This is a genomic window from Pseudenemella bisphenolivorans (assembly GCF_051133435.1).
GTDB lineage: Bacteria > Actinomycetota > Actinomycetes > Propionibacteriales > Propionibacteriaceae > JAAYAO01.
On sequence record NZ_JBPGNY010000001.1, the window covers coordinates 485,933 to 503,290 of the forward strand.

General features: G+C 64.9%; 13 protein-coding genes. 2 read left to right on the plus strand and 11 right to left on the minus strand.

All coding sequences use genetic code 11. The features are described 5' to 3' along the window. Nucleotides 1–17 precede the first annotated feature (17 nt). From ACR4XW_RS02345 to ACR4XW_RS02395, 11 genes are all read right to left on the minus strand, one after another. Nucleotides 18–3,350, minus strand: coding sequence for a type I restriction endonuclease subunit R (locus ACR4XW_RS02345; RefSeq protein ID WP_434758900.1), 3,333 nt, complete (start codon nucleotides 3,348–3,350; stop codon nucleotides 18–20). Continuing rightward, entirely contained in the window at nucleotides 3,347–4,600 is a 1,254-nt protein-coding gene (locus ACR4XW_RS02350) for a restriction endonuclease subunit S (protein ID WP_434758901.1), read from the minus strand. The genes ACR4XW_RS02345 and ACR4XW_RS02350 overlap by 4 nt, the downstream gene beginning before the upstream one ends. Continuing rightward, a complete protein-coding gene (locus ACR4XW_RS02355; RefSeq protein WP_434758902.1) occupies nucleotides 4,597–6,147 on the minus strand; it encodes a type I restriction-modification system subunit M in 1,551 nt (516 codons plus the stop codon). Before ACR4XW_RS02355 ends, ACR4XW_RS02350 begins: the two co-directional genes overlap by 4 nt. Next, nucleotides 6,144–7,964, minus strand: coding sequence for a DUF262 domain-containing protein (locus tag ACR4XW_RS02360; protein ID WP_355634278.1), 1,821 nt, complete (start codon nucleotides 7,962–7,964; stop codon nucleotides 6,144–6,146). Before ACR4XW_RS02360 ends, ACR4XW_RS02355 begins: the two co-directional genes overlap by 4 nt. 115 nt (nucleotides 7,965–8,079) lie before the next feature. Continuing rightward, nucleotides 8,080–9,171, minus strand: coding sequence for a redox-regulated ATPase YchF (gene ychF, locus ACR4XW_RS02365; RefSeq protein ID WP_434758903.1), 1,092 nt, complete (start codon nucleotides 9,169–9,171; stop codon nucleotides 8,080–8,082). 46 nt (nucleotides 9,172–9,217) lie between these two features. Continuing rightward, on the minus strand, nucleotides 9,218–9,724 hold the full coding sequence (locus tag ACR4XW_RS02370) for a flavodoxin family protein (RefSeq protein ID WP_434758904.1): 507 nt from the start codon (nucleotides 9,722–9,724) through the stop codon (nucleotides 9,218–9,220). Nucleotides 9,725–9,797: 73 nt separating this feature from the next. Further along, on the minus strand, nucleotides 9,798–11,078 hold the full coding sequence (locus tag ACR4XW_RS02375; protein ID WP_434758905.1) for a M18 family aminopeptidase: 1,281 nt from the start codon (nucleotides 11,076–11,078) through the stop codon (nucleotides 9,798–9,800). Nucleotides 11,079–11,111: 33 nt separating this feature from the next. Then, nucleotides 11,112–12,395, minus strand: a complete 1,284-nt coding sequence (gene ilvA / locus ACR4XW_RS02380) for a threonine ammonia-lyase IlvA (RefSeq protein WP_434758906.1) — start codon at nucleotides 12,393–12,395, stop codon at nucleotides 11,112–11,114. Continuing rightward, nucleotides 12,392–14,101 (minus strand): DNA recombination protein RmuC, encoded by a 1,710-nt coding sequence (locus tag ACR4XW_RS02385; protein WP_434758907.1) that lies wholly within the window; start codon nucleotides 14,099–14,101, stop codon nucleotides 12,392–12,394. Before ACR4XW_RS02385 ends, ilvA begins: the two co-directional genes overlap by 4 nt. Before the next feature lie 59 nt (nucleotides 14,102–14,160). Then, nucleotides 14,161–14,799, minus strand: coding sequence for an IMPACT family protein (locus tag ACR4XW_RS02390; RefSeq protein WP_434758908.1), 639 nt, complete (start codon nucleotides 14,797–14,799; stop codon nucleotides 14,161–14,163). Beyond that, nucleotides 14,796–15,773, minus strand: coding sequence for a 4-hydroxy-3-methylbut-2-enyl diphosphate reductase (locus tag ACR4XW_RS02395; RefSeq protein WP_434758909.1), 978 nt, complete (start codon nucleotides 15,771–15,773; stop codon nucleotides 14,796–14,798). Before ACR4XW_RS02395 ends, ACR4XW_RS02390 begins: the two co-directional genes overlap by 4 nt. 89 nt (nucleotides 15,774–15,862) lie before the next feature. Between ACR4XW_RS02395 and xseA the strand changes: the two genes are divergently transcribed. Next, complete coding sequence (gene xseA / locus ACR4XW_RS02400; RefSeq protein ID WP_434758910.1) at nucleotides 15,863–17,095, plus strand: exodeoxyribonuclease VII large subunit; 1,233 nt, start codon at nucleotides 15,863–15,865, stop codon at nucleotides 17,093–17,095. Further along, nucleotides 17,092–17,316 carry an exodeoxyribonuclease VII small subunit gene (locus tag ACR4XW_RS02405; protein ID WP_434758911.1) on the plus strand — a complete coding sequence of 75 codons (225 nt, stop codon included), beginning with the start codon at nucleotides 17,092–17,094 and terminating at the stop codon, nucleotides 17,314–17,316. Before xseA ends, ACR4XW_RS02405 begins: the two co-directional genes overlap by 4 nt. Nucleotides 17,317–17,358 lie beyond the last annotated feature (42 nt).

Genomic DNA, 17,358 nt, shown 5'->3' on the forward strand with positions numbered 1-17,358 from the left:
AGAAACCCTTGCGCACTTCAAGTCGCTGAGTCAGTAGCACCCAACTGTGCAGCAACGTGGGCGGCGAAGATCGGGTCGTCGTGGATGCGGGCGACGACGTCGTCGGCGATCTTGTCCACATCAAGAGGCCCGTCTGGGCCGTCGTACTCCACCGACTGCGCGGGCCACTGGAAGTCGATCCGCGGGGTGTATGCGCTCTCTCCGTCGTCGCCGTAGGCGGTGAGGACATGATCAAAGACAAGCCGCACCTTCGAGGAGAAGATGTCGAGCGTGTAGGGAGTCTCGGGCAGCTCTTGGTCTAGGACTCGTCGGATCGTGCTATCGACGTCATTCATCACGTCGACCTTGCGACGCCAGTCCTGGACGAGCTTCTCGTGGAGGTGCACGAGAAGCTTCTGGGCGCTGGCCTTGACGGTCTCACGCTCCTCGTCAGTCAGGACGGGATTGGGTTGGGTGAGCAGGTCGAAGATCGCCAGCTCCTCCTCTGTCAGATCCTCGCGAGCGGATCGCTCCTCCTCATGGGTCAGAGTCTTCGACAGCTCGATGAGGCGGCGGAGGTACTCGTCGATGTTCACACTGCCCGCGTTGTAATCATTGATGAGCTGTTCGATCCGCTCCACAAGTTCGTATCGGGTCGGGTTCCGCGTCGCCGATGCGATGGCCTGCTGGCGCAACAGCTGCGCCAGTCGGTCGGTCTCGGCTCGTTCCCGTCCGGCGAGCTTCGCCGACAGACCTTCGAAGTCGATCTGTGACAGGTCAATGAGCGGATCGGGTTTGGTCCCCTCGGCAGCGGCTCGGATGACATATTCCTCGGCACCTACGGAGCGGTCGAGCAGTGCGTCCACCGCATCCATGACCGAACCGAGGTCCGCCTCGGCCGGCCGTGTGACCTCCGCGATGCGCTCGGCGAGCACCCTGATCGCTGCGACGTTGCGTTGCTGCGCAGCAGCCTTGGGGTCGGGCAGGAGGGCCTTGAAGAGCTTCCGCACCTGGCGTGCCTTCTGCTGGAAGTCGGTGCGTGTGCCCTCGTCGACGAGCAGCGCCTCGACAGCTGCGTCGCGCTTGGCGACGTGGTCGAATCCTTCGGCGTCGCGCATCGCAGCAAGGTCGACTCCGACGCCGGTGCAGAAGGCGAACAGGTCGGCCACGGCAGCGTCCAGCTCGGCGGCGAGGGCGTCGATAATTTCGATCGGTGAGTCGCCGGCGTTCGCGGCCCCGTAGATCGCCAACGCCTTCTCCAGGTTCCGGAAGACACCGACGTAGTCGACGATCAACCCGTTGTCCTTCTCCGGGAAGACCCGGTTGGCCCTGGCGATCGTCTGCATCAACGTATGATTACGCATCGGCCGGTCGAGGTAGACCGTCGAGACACTGGGCGCGTCGAAGCCGGTCATCCACATCGCGCAGACGAACACGAGCCGCAGCGGGTCCTGGGCGTCCTTAAACTTCTCGGCCAGGTCCTCGCGGATCATCCGCTCGCGGTGCGGTCGGATGTCGAGGCCCTGTTCGTCAAGCATCTTCAGCTCGTTCTGGCTCTGCGAGACCACGACCGCCATGTCGGTGGTCTCCATGAGCTCGATCCGCGATGCCAGCCACGGACGCTCGAGCTCTGGCAACGCGTCATGCTCCGCCTTCAGGTCAGCCAGATGCTCGGTCCAGGCTTCTCGGACGAGGTTGTACATCCGCACGGCTGCGGCCTTGTCAAGCCCGACGTACATCGCCTTGCCGGTGAAGCCCCGGCCGACGAAGTGGGTCACGAGGTCCTTGGCGATCGTCTTCAGGCGCTCAGGACGTGTCAGCAGCGTGTATTGCGTACCGAACGCCCGAGCGAGCTGGCCCTCGGCGTCCTCGTCGAGCTCGGCCTCCTCGAGGAGTTCGTTGAGTTCCTCGGAGAAATTCTCGTTGACCAGCTGCAGCTCGGGAATGCGGTTCTCGTAGTACAACGGGACCGTCGCGCCGTCCTCGATCGCGTCGCGGAAGTTGTAGACGCTGACGTAGTCACCGAACTGCTCGCGCGTGGCCTGCTCCTCACCGGCGATCAGCGGGGTGCCGGTGAAGCCCATCATCGACGCGTTCGGCAGCGCCGTGCGCATGTTCAGCGCGAGAGTGTCGTACTGACTGCGGTGCGCTTCATCGGTGATCACGATAACGTCGGAGCGGGTCGAGAGCACCGGCATCTGCCGCTCCCCCAGTGCCTTGGACGGCTGGAACTTCTGGATGAGTGTGAATACGTAACGGTGGTCGGCTGCAAGCAATTCACGCAGGTGGGCGACGGACTGCGCGTGCACCCGGGCCTCTGGCGAGATAGCTCCGGCGTCGGCGAACTCACCATGCAGCTGAGTATCCAGTTCCGTGCGGTCGGTGACCATGACGAATGTCCAATTGCCCGGTACTTGGCGCAGCACCTTCTGCGTGAACCACAGCATCGACAGCGACTTGCCCGAGCCCTGGGTATGCCAGAAGACTCCCAGGCGCTTGTCCTGCTCAGCACGCGCCCGGTGCAGGTTCTCGATCGCGGCGTTGACTCCGAGGAACTGGTGGGATCGCGCGAGAACCTTGATCAGGCCACCGGGCCGCTCCATGTACGCGACGAAGTTCTCTAGTAGGTCTAGCAGAACGGACGGGTCACAGGTACCTCGAAGCGCAGTCTCCAGGGCGACCGCACCGCGGGTGCCGTGGGCGTCGATGACCTTCCAGTCGTTGAAGAACTCCCACGGCGCGTAAGTTGACCCGACCTTCGCCTGGCTTCCATTGGACAGCAACACGAAGCAGTTAGGGATGAATAGCTGCGGGATGGTGTCGCGGTAGTCGGTCAAGTTGTTGTCGTAGGCCGCCTTGACCGACTCGTTGGGCTCCTTGAACTCCATCAGCACTAGCGGTACCCCGTTGACGAACAGCGCCAGATCCAGCCGCCGGCTGTGCAGGTTGCCCTTGACCCACATCTGCTGCACCGCCAGCAAGTCGTTGTTCGATGAATCCTTGAAGTCGAGGAACCGTAAGGTCTCAATCTGCTTCGTGCCCTGGTCGTCAGTCCACTCCGCCAGATAGCCGTCACGCAGCAGGTCATGGACTTCCCGATTGGCGCGGACCCGGTCCATGGCTGTGCGGTCCTTCGTCAGCACCTCGATCGCCTCGTTGATAGCGATATCGGGCACGTATTCAGAGTTGATCTTGCGCATAGCAAGCCGCAGCCGGTGAACGAGCACGACATCACGTTGGGAGTCGCGCCCCAGGCTGCCCTCGGGTCCCAAGATCTCCTGGAAGGCGTCGACTGGAGTCCAGCCGAGCTCCGCCAGAAGCTCGATGCTCGGCTTCTCGACGTACCAGTACTCCGGGCCCGTGGGAGTCATTGCGCCACCTGCCTCGCGACCAACTCATCAAGGTCTAGCGTCGAGATATCGATCTGTCCTGTGACCAGCTTCGGCAGTAGGAGATCTCGGAGCGCGGCGAGACGGGAGCACTCATTGCGCAGCCTCCAGCTCAGATCGTGCATTGGAGACACCTTGTCAGCAAACGCCGCGTCGACGGCGACATCGGGGACGACAATCGGAGCTTCCTCAAAGTCCTTCGCTCGAACCGCGGGATACGCCGACCCGGTTGCACGCCCTACGAGCCAGTCTGAGAACGCTGTCGCCGATGTTGTCTCGAAGAGGAAATCCGGTGAGACCGTCGATGGGGTCAGCACCGCCAACCCAGTCGATGCGATCCAGTCGCTATCGGGAGCAACGAGCAGAGCGTGCGCTCTACGGTTGGGCCGCACGGTTGCCCATACAGTGTCGCCAGGGCTCACAACTCGACGAGCCCTGCCGGGTGCACTCGAGCCGCCAATAGCCTCCAGCTCGCCGATGTGGCGCTCCGAGAGAGCCGAGATATCGAGGTATCGGAATACCTCGTCACCACCTGGTTTACGAGAAGAGCCATTAACTGTGGCGATGGCGGCAAGGGGTTGGACCTCCCATCCATCGGGTATCAGACCGAGGGCGGAGTCGACCATGGGCACATCCTCGTGGCCGGGGTAACGGAACTTCACGAACCACTCGCGGTAGATGGCCCGCGCCATCTTCTCCAGCACCTCGATCCGCCGCCGGTTGTTCTCGATCAATTCGTCGATGGAACGAAGGATCGCTCCGATGCGTCGCTGAGTCGCCAGGGCAGGGACGGCCAGCTTGAAGGGTTTGATCAGTTGCTGACTCAGATTCTGCTGAGCGGCACCATGCGCGTTCCCGACGAGGCGCTCGCGGGCACCCGCAAGCGCGTAGTAGAGGAAGCGAGCGTCCGCCTCTCTGGGGTCGGTGACCATCGCGCAGATAGCCTGATTGACGGTCGCTTCGATGCCCAGCCAGCCCAGCTGGCCCACGTTTGCCCCGTACATGGCCAACAGTACGGTGTCGGGTGGAAGCAGTTTTGCGGAGGATCTCTCGAGTCCGGCCTCAGAGATGTGCTCCTCGGTCGTAGCGATCCGTGCCCCAATCAACTCCTGCGACTTGACCCAGGGAATACCTTCATCGGTATAGTAGTCGGCTCGCTTGCGACTGGGAGTCCCGCCACTGGTCACTCGAGAACACAGTGCCTCGACTGCTACCTCACGCCACTCGCTCATACTTCGAGGATCCCTTGAACTGCCGCGTCGACTTTGGTTCGCAGCACGTCGGCCTCGTCACTTAGCGTGGTGAACTCCTCGTGCAACGCAGCGAGATCGCCCATGAAATCGACATCGCTCTCGTCGACGGCGGCAGTGCCGGTATAGCGGCCCGGGTTAAGGCTCCAACCTTGGGCTTCGACCTCAGCTCGAGTGGCGACCTTGCACAGGCCACCGACGTCGACGTACCTCCCGTTGGGGAAGTTCTCGGCAACGAGGTCGGCGCTGCCATCGACTGTCTGTACGTCCTCGCCACGATAGAGACGGACGATGTTGGCGATGAACTCGATCTGCTCTGCGGTGAAGTCCCGGTGCGCTCGGTCGATCTGGCGAAAGATGTGCCGGGCGTCGATGAACAACACCGTGTCCTCGCGCGGGGTGCCGACCTTGGCCTTGTCAAGGAACCACAATGTCACCGGCAGGGTAACGGTATAGAAGAAGTTGGAACTAATCGCGACCATCACGTCCACGGTGCCGGACTCGATCAGTTGCTTGCGGATCTCCTTCTCAGAGTGGCCCGCGTCGCCTGCGGAGTTCGCCATGACGAAGCCGGCACGGCCGGTCGGGGAGAGCGCGGCGTAGAACTGCTGGATCCAGAGGAAGTTGCCATTGTCAGCCTTGGGCAGACCGAACGGGAACCGCCTGTCACCGGCGAGCTGGTCCTTCTTGATCTTGTCTACGTTGAAGGGCGGGTTGGCCATCACGTAGTCGAAAGCACCCACGGCGCTGTGCGGGTCCTCGTAGTAGCTGTTGGCCTGCCGGATGTCCCCGGACAACCCGTGCAATGCCAGGTTCATCTTGGCCAGCGGGACGGTGTCGTCGGTCTTTTCAACACCCAGAATCGAGAGTTGACGGCTGGCCGACTCGTTGTGGCGCTCGACGAACTTCGCACACTGGACAAACATGCCGCCCGACCCGCAGGCAGGGTCGAACACGCGCCCCTGGAAGGGCTGCAAGATCTCCACGATGAGCCGGACGATGGAGTACGGGGTGAAGTACTCGCCGCCTCCCCTGCCCTCCTGCGCGGCGAAGTTGGACAGGAAGTCCTCGTAGATGAATCCGAAGGCGTCACCCGAGAGCTGGGTGGGCAACGGCGCGAAGAGTCGAAGCAGCTCGATCAAGGTCGAGCGCTCGAGCTTCCGGTACCCGCGCGGCAGGATGTCCTTCAGCTCCGGGTTGGCTGCCTCGATGGCATTGATCGCATCGTCGGTGGCCTTGCCGACATCTTCACCCTCGGGCAGATCTACCAAGCTGGACAGCCGCGACTCGTCGGGGACATAGAGCACCGACCTTGCCTTGTAGTCGGCGACCGTCGTTGGGTTCCGGGCACTGGCCTTCGCCTCGATCTCCCCTCGCACAGCCTCAAAGCGGCTCTCCGCGTACGCGAGGAAGACGAGTCCCAGGACGGGGTCGCGATACTGGACCGGGGTGAGCTTAGAGTTGGCCCGTAGTTCGTCGGCAGCCGCCCATAGAGTGGCTCGAACCTTGGCGAGATCGACTGTCTTCACTTCTTGCCCCCGGATGTTAATCCGCTACGGAACTCCACCACATCACCATCAATACCTTGTTTGAGAATGGCCAGCGGGAAGCGTTCTATCACCCTCGCTGCCAGTTCTTCGGTGCGGTTCTCGATGTCGTCAGGGGTCCAAGACTCCCTCGTGGCCAGGTCAGCGTTCAGTGACAGTCCGTTTCGATAGCCGATGTGCCTGCCCTTTGCGTCTTGGCGGTCGCGCTTCTCAGGGAACGACTTGTTGCCGAGGTTGCTGTTATACGCGGTAATGGTGAGGTTGCCGAGCCTATGCTTGTGCTCCTCCTGAACCTGGGCAGCGACCTCCTCGCCCCCGAGCATCTCCTGCCACTCAGCCGGAAGGTTCTCGCCCTGCGGGAGGATGTGCTCGATCGTCCAGACGAAACGGTTCTTTTCCTGACGCCACAGGTCGACACGCGTCTCCTTGGTCATGGCGTCCTCGGCCAGCGTCGCGAGGACGAACCGGGCGACGTCGCTGTTCTCCTCGTAGATTCGCCCTAGGAGGCGGGTGCGGAACTCCTCGTCGGACACTGAGGCCGCGCTCAGCTTCTCCTCGACGATCTCCACCACATCGCCGCCTCGGGCATCACCCACAGCGTCGATGGTCGTCATAAACAGTTTCGCCAGTGCGTACGTCTGCGGGTATCCCGTGAGGTTGCGTCGGACAAAGAAGCTCGTGAGGCGGTCTACGACGGTCTCGATGTGTGCATCTGTCAGAACCAGATCGGACTGCTTCGATATCAGCCACATGAGGAGCACGTAGGACGGCGCGCCCTGAGCGCGCATCAGGCGCTGGAACGACCGGTCAAGGGTTGTCGGCTGATCGAGTTCAACGACGCAGTTGATTCGCCCGTAGATCTTGCTCGCCGTCACCAGCGAATCGACGACGCGTTTGAGGCCCTGCTCGAGGATTTTCTCGTAGACCCTGATCAAGTTGGACTTCGTGGCGACCGAGGCGTTTGAGACTTCGGGCAGCTCTGATTTGAACGCGTTGTAGTAGTGGCGGAGGAAGCGCTCCTGGGTGGAGTAGCTGTCACCGAGGCTGGTCAGCATGTCGTTCCAGTGCTTGAACGCCTCGTCGACGTCCATGATCTGCTTCTTCTCCGACTCGGCGAGAAGGTGGTTCTTGATCAGGTCCACCGGTGAGAGGGGCATCCCGCGGTTGTTCAGGGACTCGAACAGCACGAACGCGTCGGCGTGGTTGGCCACCTCAATCTTCACGATCACCGCCTGCAGGGCCGCCTCATGCACCCGCAGGGCCGCCTCCGGCTGTGTGATCTCCTCAGTCTCGGCGAGCCTCTGGATCGCGGAGCGGAAGTAGCGGTAGCACTTGGCAATCCTGCGGCTGGGGAAGTACGGCTTCCATTCTCCCTCCACCGGCAAGCCGGCTTCCTCGAGCACCTTGCGGAAGTCGGAGAGGTTGTGGCCCTGTTTCTGCGGTGTCACCCTCGGCTGCTGGTCTGCTTTCCGCACCAACTGCCGACCGAGGTTGATGACGTCCGTTCGTGTGTCCTCGTCGAGATCGTCGAAGTGCTCCTTGAGTACCGAATAGACGGCGGCCAACAACAAGGTGAGCGTCGTCAGTCGCTGCTGCCCATCGATGACCTGCAGGATGTTGCCCTCGAGCGTGTCCGTGGTCTGGTCGAGTGTGATGATGGTGCCCAGGAAGTGCGCGCCCTCGGCCTCGATGAGATCTTCGAACAGGTCTTCCCAGTGGGACTTATACCAGGAGTACTCGCGCTGGTAGGGCGGGATCCGGTACAGCACGTTGCCTTCGTGACTGAACAGCGTGTGCACCGGATACTGGTTGGCAGATTTGATCATCGAGGAGCCCCCAGCTCACACGCCCATATGTGGCTGACCTCTCCGTCGATGAAGTCGCGGACCCTGGCGTGCAGGTTGCGTGATTTTGTCACTTTTTACCTCCAGACGTTAGCCCAGTTCGGAACTCCACCACATCGCCGTCCTGCATGATGTAGTCCTTGCCCTCGAGGCGCATCTTGCCGTGGGCCTTGACTTCCTGCTCCGAACCGAGTTCGACCAAGTCGTCGAAGGTCATCACCTGGGCCTTGATGAAGCCCTTCTGGAAGTCGGTGTGGATCACCCCGGCCGCCTCGGGTGCGGTGGCGCCCTTCTTGATGGTCCAGGCGCGGGCTTCCTTGGGGCCGGCGGTCAGGTAGGACTGCAGGCCGAGGGTCTCGTAACCGACCCGGGCGAGCACGTCCAGGCCGGGCTCCTCGACGCCCATCTCGCGCAGGAACTCGCGGCCCTCTTCCTCGTCCATCTCGACCAGTTCGGATTCGAACTTGGCGTCCAGGAAGATCGCCTCGGCCGGGGACACCAGGGCGCGCATCCGGTCCTTCATCTCTTCATCGGCCAACTCGTCCTGATCGCAGTTGAACACGTACAGGAACGGCTTGGCGGTGAGCAGGAACAGTTCGCGCAGCGGTTCGAGGTCGAGCCCGGCGGCGTAGGCGCCCTTGCCCGATGACAGCACTTCGTAGGCCTGTTGCCAGGCGGCGAGCTTGGGCTGGGAGTCCTTCTTGATCCGGGCTTCCTTCTCCAGCCGCGGGATCGCCTTCTCGAGGGTTTGCAGGTCGGCCAGGATCAGCTCGGTGGTGATCGTGTCGATGTCGTTGGCGGGGTTCACCTCGCCGTCGACGTGGGTGACGTCGGCATCGTCGAAGACCCGGGTCACCTGACAGATTGCGTCGGCCTCACGGATGTTGGCCAAGAAGGCGTTGCCCATCCCCTCGCCCTGGCTGGCGCCCTTGACGATGCCGGCGATATCGACGAACGACACCGTGGCGGGCAGGATCTTCTGCGAGCCGTAGATCTCGGCGAGCTTCGGCAGCCGCTCGTCGGGTACACCGACCACCCCGACGTTGGGTTCGATGGTCGCGAAGGGGTAGTTCGCGGCCAGCACCTCGTTGCGGGTGAGCGCGTTGAAGAGGGTGGATTTGCCCGCGTTCGGGAGCCCGACAATGCCAATCGTAAGTGCCACGATGGGCCAGCTTAGCCGGTCGGCGAGCGATCGGCTTCCCGGCGAGTCACTCCATCAACAGGGCGGCCAGGGTGCCGCCGAGTTCACGGGCCGCGGCGAGCTGTTCGGCGGTGACATCCCCCAAGGATTCCACGGCCGTGCCGGCCGGTTTCCAGCCCAGCGCACCGGCGATCGATTCCACCGACCGCACCGCACCCTCGGTGTCGTAGCGGCCGTGGACGATCACCCCGTAGGGACGGTTGCGGGTGCCTCCGCCTCCGTTGGACGGGTTGCCCTCCTCGTCCAGGGCGCCGCCGATCTTCAGGAAGGTGGAGTCGAAGACATGCTTCAACGCGCCACTCATGTAGCCGAAGTTCGCCGGGGTGATGAACAGGTAGCCCTTGGCACGTTTGATGGTCACCTCGTCGACCTCGCCGGTGGCCCAGGCCAGGGCCGACACCGAGTTGACCTCAACGCCCTCGATTGCGGGGTCGTGGGCACCGGCCAGCGCCGCATCCACCAACTTCTTGATGTTGTCGGTTGCGCTGTGATGAATCACCAACAGGACTGCCATGTGCCAAGACTTTCACGGCCGGACGCTGCAGGGCGAGTGGTGTTCCGCAAATCACCACCCGGGTCCTGCAGGGTCAGGCACCTTCCCAGTAGGCACGCAGGGCCAGGGACAACCAGTGCGGATCGTCGACCCCGCACATTTCGCGGGCCGAGTGCATCGACAACATGGGGGCTCCGACGTCGACGGTGCGGATGCCCAACCGGGTGGAGCTCAGCGGCCCGATCGTCGACCCGCACGGCATCGCGTTGTTCGACACGAACTCCTGGGACGGCACGTCGGCGGCCCGACAAGCACGTCGCCACAGGGCCGAACCGACCGCATCGGTGGCATAGCGCTGGTTCGCGTTCAGCTTCAGCACCGGCCCGGCATTGAGCATCGGCAGGTGGTCGGGGTCGTGCCTGTTCACGTAGTTCGGGTGCACCCCGTGGGCCCCGTCGGCCGACAGGCAACTCGACCGGGCACACATCTGCAGCACCGCATCGTCATAGATACCGTGCGCCGCGGCGATGCGCTGCAGCACATGGGCCAGCAGTGGTCCCGCTGCCCCGGTGGTGCTGGCCGAGCCGACCTCCTCGTGGTCGAAGGCGGCCATCACCTGAATGTCGGGGCCGGGTTCGGCATCGATCAGCGCCACCAGGGAGGCGTGCACCGACATCAGGTTGTCCAGCCGCCCCGACGCCAGGAACTCCAGGTCGGCGCCGAAGGAGCGCGCCGCCTGGGTGTCGTAGGCGAAGACGTCGTGCCCGGCGATGTCGGCGCCGGACTCTAGACCGCCGATCTCGGCGAGCAGATCGAGCACCGAGCGGCCCGCGTCACCGATGCCCCACACCGGGGTCAGATGCTGTTGCGGATCGAGCTTCAATCCCTCGCTGTTCACCGCCCGGTCGAGGTGGATCGCCAGCTGCGGCACCCGCATCACCGCGCCGGTGCGCACCAGCCGCACCTCACCGTCCAGATCGACGATGCGACCGGCGAGCCCGAGTTCGCGGTCGAGCCAGGAGTTGGTCAGCATGCCGCCGTACACCTCGACCCCGACCTGCTGCCAACCGACGGTGGTCTTGTCGGGACGGGGTTTGAGCTTGAAGGCCGGGGAGTCGGTGTGCGAGCCGACGATCCGGAAGGCCGTCTCGGCGGTGACCTCCGTAGGCGTGCGCCAGGCGATGATCGCCCCGTCCCGGATCAGGAAATGGCCGCCCGGATCATCGGTCCAGGGCTTGGTTTCGGACTCCTCGGAGAAACCCGACGCCCGCAGTTGGTCTGCGACCTCCTGCACGGCGTGGTACGAGCTGGGGGAGGCTGCTACGAACGCTCCCAGATCGCCGGTGTGGTCGCGGGCGGACTTGAACGTGGCCATGAGTGTCACCGTAGTACTGACCGGGGGCTCACTTCACACGAGCATCCGGAAGAACGGGGAGTCGGCCTCGATCAATTCCACCCCGATCGGGGAGGCCGCCATCCGGTCGAGCAGGCCGGGCAGGTCGTCGGCACTGCCCAGTTCGATACCGACGATCGCCGGGCCGGTCTCCCGGTTCGAGCGCTTCACGTACTCGAACAGGACGATGTCGTCGTCGGGGCCGAGCACCTCGGCCAGGAATCGGCGCAGGGCACCGGGCTCCTGAGGGAAGTTCACCACGAAGTAGTGCTTGCGACCCTCATGCACCAGGGAGCGTTCGACGATCTCGGCGTACCGGGACACGTCGTTGTTGCCTCCCGAGAGCAGGACGACCACGGATTCCCCGGGTTGCACCTGCACCTCGTGGCCCAGGGCGGCGGCGGCCAAGGCTCCGGCCGGTTCGGCGATCACTCCGTCGATCTGGTACAGCTCCAGCATCTCGGTGCAGATCCGCCCTTCGGCGGTGCAGACGATCTCGGTGCCGGCGTCGCGCACCAGCGGATAGGTGTGCGCCCCGGCTCGGCGCACCGCGGCGCCGTCGACGAAGGTGTCGATGCTGGGCAGGGTGACCGGTTCACCGGCGGACAGGGCGGCCATCATGCAGGCTGCCGAGGCGGGTTCCACCCCGACCACCCGGGTCTGCGGGTGGTGCTGGCTCAACCAGGTCAGGCAGCCGGCGAGCAGCCCACCACCGCCGACCGGCAACACCAGCACGTCGGGGGCCCGGCCGAACTGGTCGACGATCTCGGCGGCGATGGTGCCCTGGCCTGCGATCACCCGCGGGTCGTCGAAGGCCGGTACCAGGGTGGCCCGGGAGGCCTCGGCCGAGGCGGCGGCGGCTTCGGCCGAATCGTCGTAGGTATCGCCCACCACCACCAGTTCGATCCGGTCACCGCCCAGGGCGAGCATCCGATCACGCTTCTGGCGCGGCGTGGTGGTCGGCACGAAGATCTTGCCGTTCACACCCAGGGCCCGGCAGGCGTAGGCCACACCCTGGCCGTGGTTGCCGGCGCTGGCACAGATCACCCCGGCCGCCCGCTCCCCTGCGTCCAGGTGGGTCATCAGGTTGTAGGCGCCGCGCAGCTTGTAGGAACGCACCGGTTGCAGGTCTTCGCGTTTCAGCCACACCTCCGCACCGGATCGTTCACTCAGCCGTTGGTTGCGCAGCAGCGGGGTACGGCTGACGATGCCTGCCAGGGAGTGGGTGGCCCGTTCGACCGCGTCCGCCATCTCGGCGGCGTTGTACGGCGATCGGTCACGGCTCGATTCGATGGTCACCGACCCATTGTTGCGCGTCGCCATTCCAACGGAATCGGCGGCGGCACCGAGTCTTCCCCTTCGCCATCGGCGGGCAGTTCGTTGAGGGCCGGTTCAGGACGGGTCAGTTCCTCGGCCTCGGGAAGTTCAGCGCCCTTCGCGCCCTCCAGGACCGGGGTATCTGCGGTTTCGATCGTCACCTCGGTCACCTCCTCAACCTCGAGGCGCTCCTCAACCTGGAGTTCGGCCGCACCTTCGAGTTCGGCCTCGGCGGAGCTCAGCAACTCGGGGCTGGAAAGCGATCGCACCACCTCGTCCTGTAGTTCGGGGGCGTTCAGGTCGCCGTCGCTGATCTTGAGCTCCTTGAACCGCCGGGCCTGGGGCAGGACCCGCGACTCGAGCGAACCCACGGTTTTGTTGTAGGACTCGACCGCCACTCCCAACTGTTTGCCGAGTTTCTTGAAGTGTCCGCCCATCGTGGACAACCGGTCGTACAGGTCGCGGCCCAGGGTGAAGACCTCGGCGGCGCTGTCGGCCAGGGCCGATTGCTTCCAGCCGTAGGCGATGGACCGCAGGGTGGCGATCAGGATTGCCGGGGTGGCGACCACCACGTTGCGGGCCGCAGCGTACTCGTGCAGGTTCGGCATCTGTTCCAGGCCGGCTTGCAGGAAGGCGTCGCTGGCCAGGAACATCACCACGAACTCGGGGCTGGCAACGTCCAAGGTCCAGTACTGCTTGCTGCTGAGTTGGTCGATGTGGGTCTTCAGGTGCTTGCCGAAGCGCACCATCGCCTCGTCGCGGTCGCGATCATCGGTCGCCTCCTGGGCATCCAGGAAGGCGGCCAGGGGCACCTTGGCATCGACATAGACGAACTTGCCGCCGGCCAGGTTCACGCGCATGTCGGGACGCAGTTGGCCCTCGGTGGTGGTGGCCGACACCTGCAGGTCGAAGTCGCAGTACTCCAGCATTCCGGCCACCTCGGCCACCCGGCGCAACTGCATCTCACCCCAGGCACCGCGCACGTGTGGCTGGCGCAGCGCCGAGACCAGGGAGGCGGTTTCGCGACGCAACTCGTCGCCGGTGCTGCGCACCGTCTGCACGTGGGCCTGCAGGTCACGGCTCATCGCGACCCGTTCCTTCTCCACGTCGTTGAGTCGTTCCTGGAAGCGCTGCAAGGCTTCGGTCACCGGCTTGAGGGCCTGGTCGGTGGCCTGCAGCCGCTTCTCGGCAGCCTCGTCGGCTCGCTTGCTCTGCAGTTCGAGCAACTCGGCCGACATGATCTTGAACTGTTCGCTCATCCGCTCTCGATCGGCAACCACTTCCTCGGCGCGGGCCCTCGCGGAATCACGTTCGGCCCTGGCCTGGGCCACCTGGGCGCCGATTTCGCTGAGCTTCTCGCGCACCTCGGAGGCGGCGGTACGCGCCTCGGCGGTCTCCTGCCGGGCTTCGGCCGCCCGACGTTCGGCCTCGGCGACGCTGCTGCGCGCCTCCTCCACCCGCAGCATCGACTGCTGCAGTTCCACCCGCAGGGAGTTCGACTCCTCCCGGGCGCGGTCGGCGACCTCGCGGTGCGAAACGAGTTCGGCACGTGCGGTGGCCACGTCCTGCTCGGCCCGCTCGGCACGTTCACGCACCGTGCGTTCGCGGCTGCGCAGCACCACTGCGACCACCGCCGCACCCAGGGCCAGGCCGATGATCAGGGTCACCACTAGCTCGATCACGTTCATGCTTCGATCCTGCCGGGTGCCACCGACAGTTTCGGGCCGGACGCTCCGAGGGCAGGCGATTATGTGTTCGAATATTCGACCAGGACGCGACCCGCGCCGGTCAACTCCCCCGCCCCGGCGGTGACCGAGGCCACCAACCGGGCCAGCTCGTCGGCATTGTTCGAGGCCAGGGTCAGCAACACTCCCGAGGCCGCGTATTCCACCTCGTGCACCGTGACTCCGGCATCGCGCAGTTCGGCCTCCACCCGTCCGGCGGTGACGTGGTCGACCGGCAACCGCCACAGGTCGACCATCTCCACCCGCACGGTGCCCAGGGCGTCGAGGGCGAGCTTGGTCGCCTCCGAGTAGGCCCGCACCAGGCCGCCGGTGCCCAGCAGAGTTCCGCCGAACCAGCGCACCACCACCGCGGCGACATTACTCAACCCCGACCCGACCAGCACGTCCAGCATCGGGCGGCCGGCGGTTTGGGCTGGCTCGCCGTCGTCGTTGGAATGCCAGATCGGCTGCGCACCGGGCTCGGAGATCACATGGGCGCTGCAATAGTGCCGGGCACCGGGATACTCCCGGCGGGCCTCGGCTACCAATTCGCGCGCTTCATCGGCGGTCGTGGCCCGGCGCACGATGGCCAGGAAGCGGGACTTCTTGACCTCGATCTCGGCGAGTGCACCCTGCCCGGGCGCCGGCCAGCGTTCGCTCACGCCTTGCGCTTCATGTCCTTGCGCAGTTCGGGCGGCAGGGCGAAGATCAGGTTCTCCTCGGTGAGCCGCTCTTCCTCCGCCTCCGGGAAGCCCTGCTCGACCAGGTAGTCGAGCACTCCGCGCACCAGGCTTTCGGGCACCGAGGCGCCGCTGGTCACCCCCACCGAGGTGACTCCGTCGAGCCAGGCGGGGTCGATCTCGGTGTGGTTGTCGACCCGGTAGGCCGCCTTGGCACCGGATTCAAGGGCCACCTCGACCAGACGCACCGAGTTGGACGAGTTGGACGAGCCGACCACGATCACCAGGTCGCTGTGCTCGGCGATCTGCTTCACCGCCGACTGCCGGTTCTGGGTGGCATAGCAGATGTCGTCCGAGGGCGGGTTCATCAGCAGCGGGAACTTCTCGCGCAGCCGCCGCACGGTCTCCATCGTCTCGTCGACGCTGAGGGTGGTCTGGCTGAGCCAGGCCACCTTCGCCGGGTCGCGCACCTCGATCTGGTCGACTTCTTCGGGCGACTGCACCAGGGTGATGTGGGTGGGTGCTTCACCGGCGGTGCCCTCGACCTCTTCGTGGCCGGCATGACCGATCAACAGAATGTCGAGGTCGTCGGAGGCGAACCGTTTCGCCTCGTTGTGCACCTTGGTGACCAGCGGGCAGGTCGCGTCGATGGCGCGCAGGCCGCGTTCCTTGGCCTCGCCACGCACCATCGGGGACACCCCGTGGGCCGAGAACACCACGGTGGCACCCTCGGGCACCTCGGAAAGCTCTTCGACGAAGATCGCACCCCGGGCCTCGAGGTCTTCGACCACATGCCGGTTGTGCACGATTTGCTTGCGCACGTAGACGGGATGCTCATACATCTCCAGGGCGCGTTCCACCGTCACCACGGCACGGTCGACACCCGCGCAATAGCCACGCGGAGCGGCGACCACCACGCGGCGGTCGGACTGGGCAGGGCTCTGTTCGGCGGTCATGCAAGGCAGTCTAGGCGACCGAACCTGAACCAACACTTTCGTGACGCCGGCCGGGCAGATTGTCAGTGACGTTGCCTAGGGTGGACGACATGGCCCTGGAATCAAGCCCGGAGAACCCCCAGCCGCTGCAGGTGATCGCCGAAGCAGTGCGTGGCTGGATCGACCGGCTGGGTGTGGTGTGGGTGACCGGACAGGTGGTCGAACTCAACCGGCGCAGCGGCACGGTATTCCTGGTGCTGCGCGATACCGACGCCGCGATTTCGGTGAGCGTCTCGATGAGCCCCGTGGTGCTGGACCGGGCCGGCCCGGTGGCCGAGGGAGCGACGGTGGTCGCCCGGGTCAAACCTCAGTACTGGAAGAAGTCGGGACGCCTGTCCTTCGAATGCAGCGACCTGCGCCCGACCGGCGAGGGCCGGTTGTTGGCCCAACTCGAACACCTCAAGCGCACCCTGCAGGCCGAGGGCCTGTTCGATCCCATCCACCGCAAGCCCCTGCCCTTTCTCCCCCGCCGGGTCGGTGTGATTACCGGGGCGAATACCGCCGCCGAACGCGATGTGTTGGAGCACCTGCAGCGTCGCTGGCCCGCGGTGCAGATCGAACTGCAGCACACCTTGGTGCAGGGCACCCAGGCGGCCGAGCAGGTGATGGACGCCCTGGCCCGGCTGGATGGTCACCCCGAGGTGGACGTGATCATCATCGCCCGCGGTGGCGGGTCGGTGGAGGATCTGATGCCGTTCAACAATGAGGGGTTGGTGCGTGCGGTTGCGGCCTGCCGCACCCCGGTGGTCAGCGCGATCGGGCACGAGACCGACACCCCGATCATCGATCTGGTGGCCGATCTGCGCGCCTCCACCCCCACCGATGCGGCGAAACGGGTGGTGCCCGATGTCGCCGAGGAACAGCAGCGGGTCACCGAGGCCCTCACCCGGGTGCGCCAAGCCCTGCGCCTGCGCCTCGACCGAGAACGGCAGAGCCTGAACGACCTGTGTCATCGGCCGGTGCTGCGCGATCCGTCCGCAACCCTGGTGGTGCACCGCGAGCAGTTGGTCACCGCTCATGAGCGGCTGCAGTTGGCAATCTCTCGACGGGTCGCCGAGGAGCGGCGGGCCATCGACAACGAGCTGGCTCGGGTGCGGGCGATGTCACCGAAGGCCACCTTGCAGCGCGGCTACGCGATCCTGACCGACGGCACCGCCGACACCATCACCTCGATCGCCGACGTGGACGTCGACGACGACATCGCCGCCCAACTCGCCGACGGCCGACTGATCCTGGCCGTACGCGAGGCCGAACCCCATTCCCCGGCAGGAGACGAACAGTGACCGAACCCGAACTCAGTTACGAACAGGCCCGCGACGAGCTGCGCAGCATCGTGCAGAAGATGGAATCGGGGCAGGCCCCGTTGGCCGACTCCCTGGCGCTGTGGGAGCGCGGTGAAGAACTCGCCACGATTTGTCGGCAATGGTTGGACGGGGCCGAGGAGCGGATTCGGGTGGCTCGCGAGGCCGCCGGATCAGCCTCGAAGGACACAAAGAACGTGTGACATCTTGCTCGCCTGCCGGACAAGAAGTCACACGATCTTGAG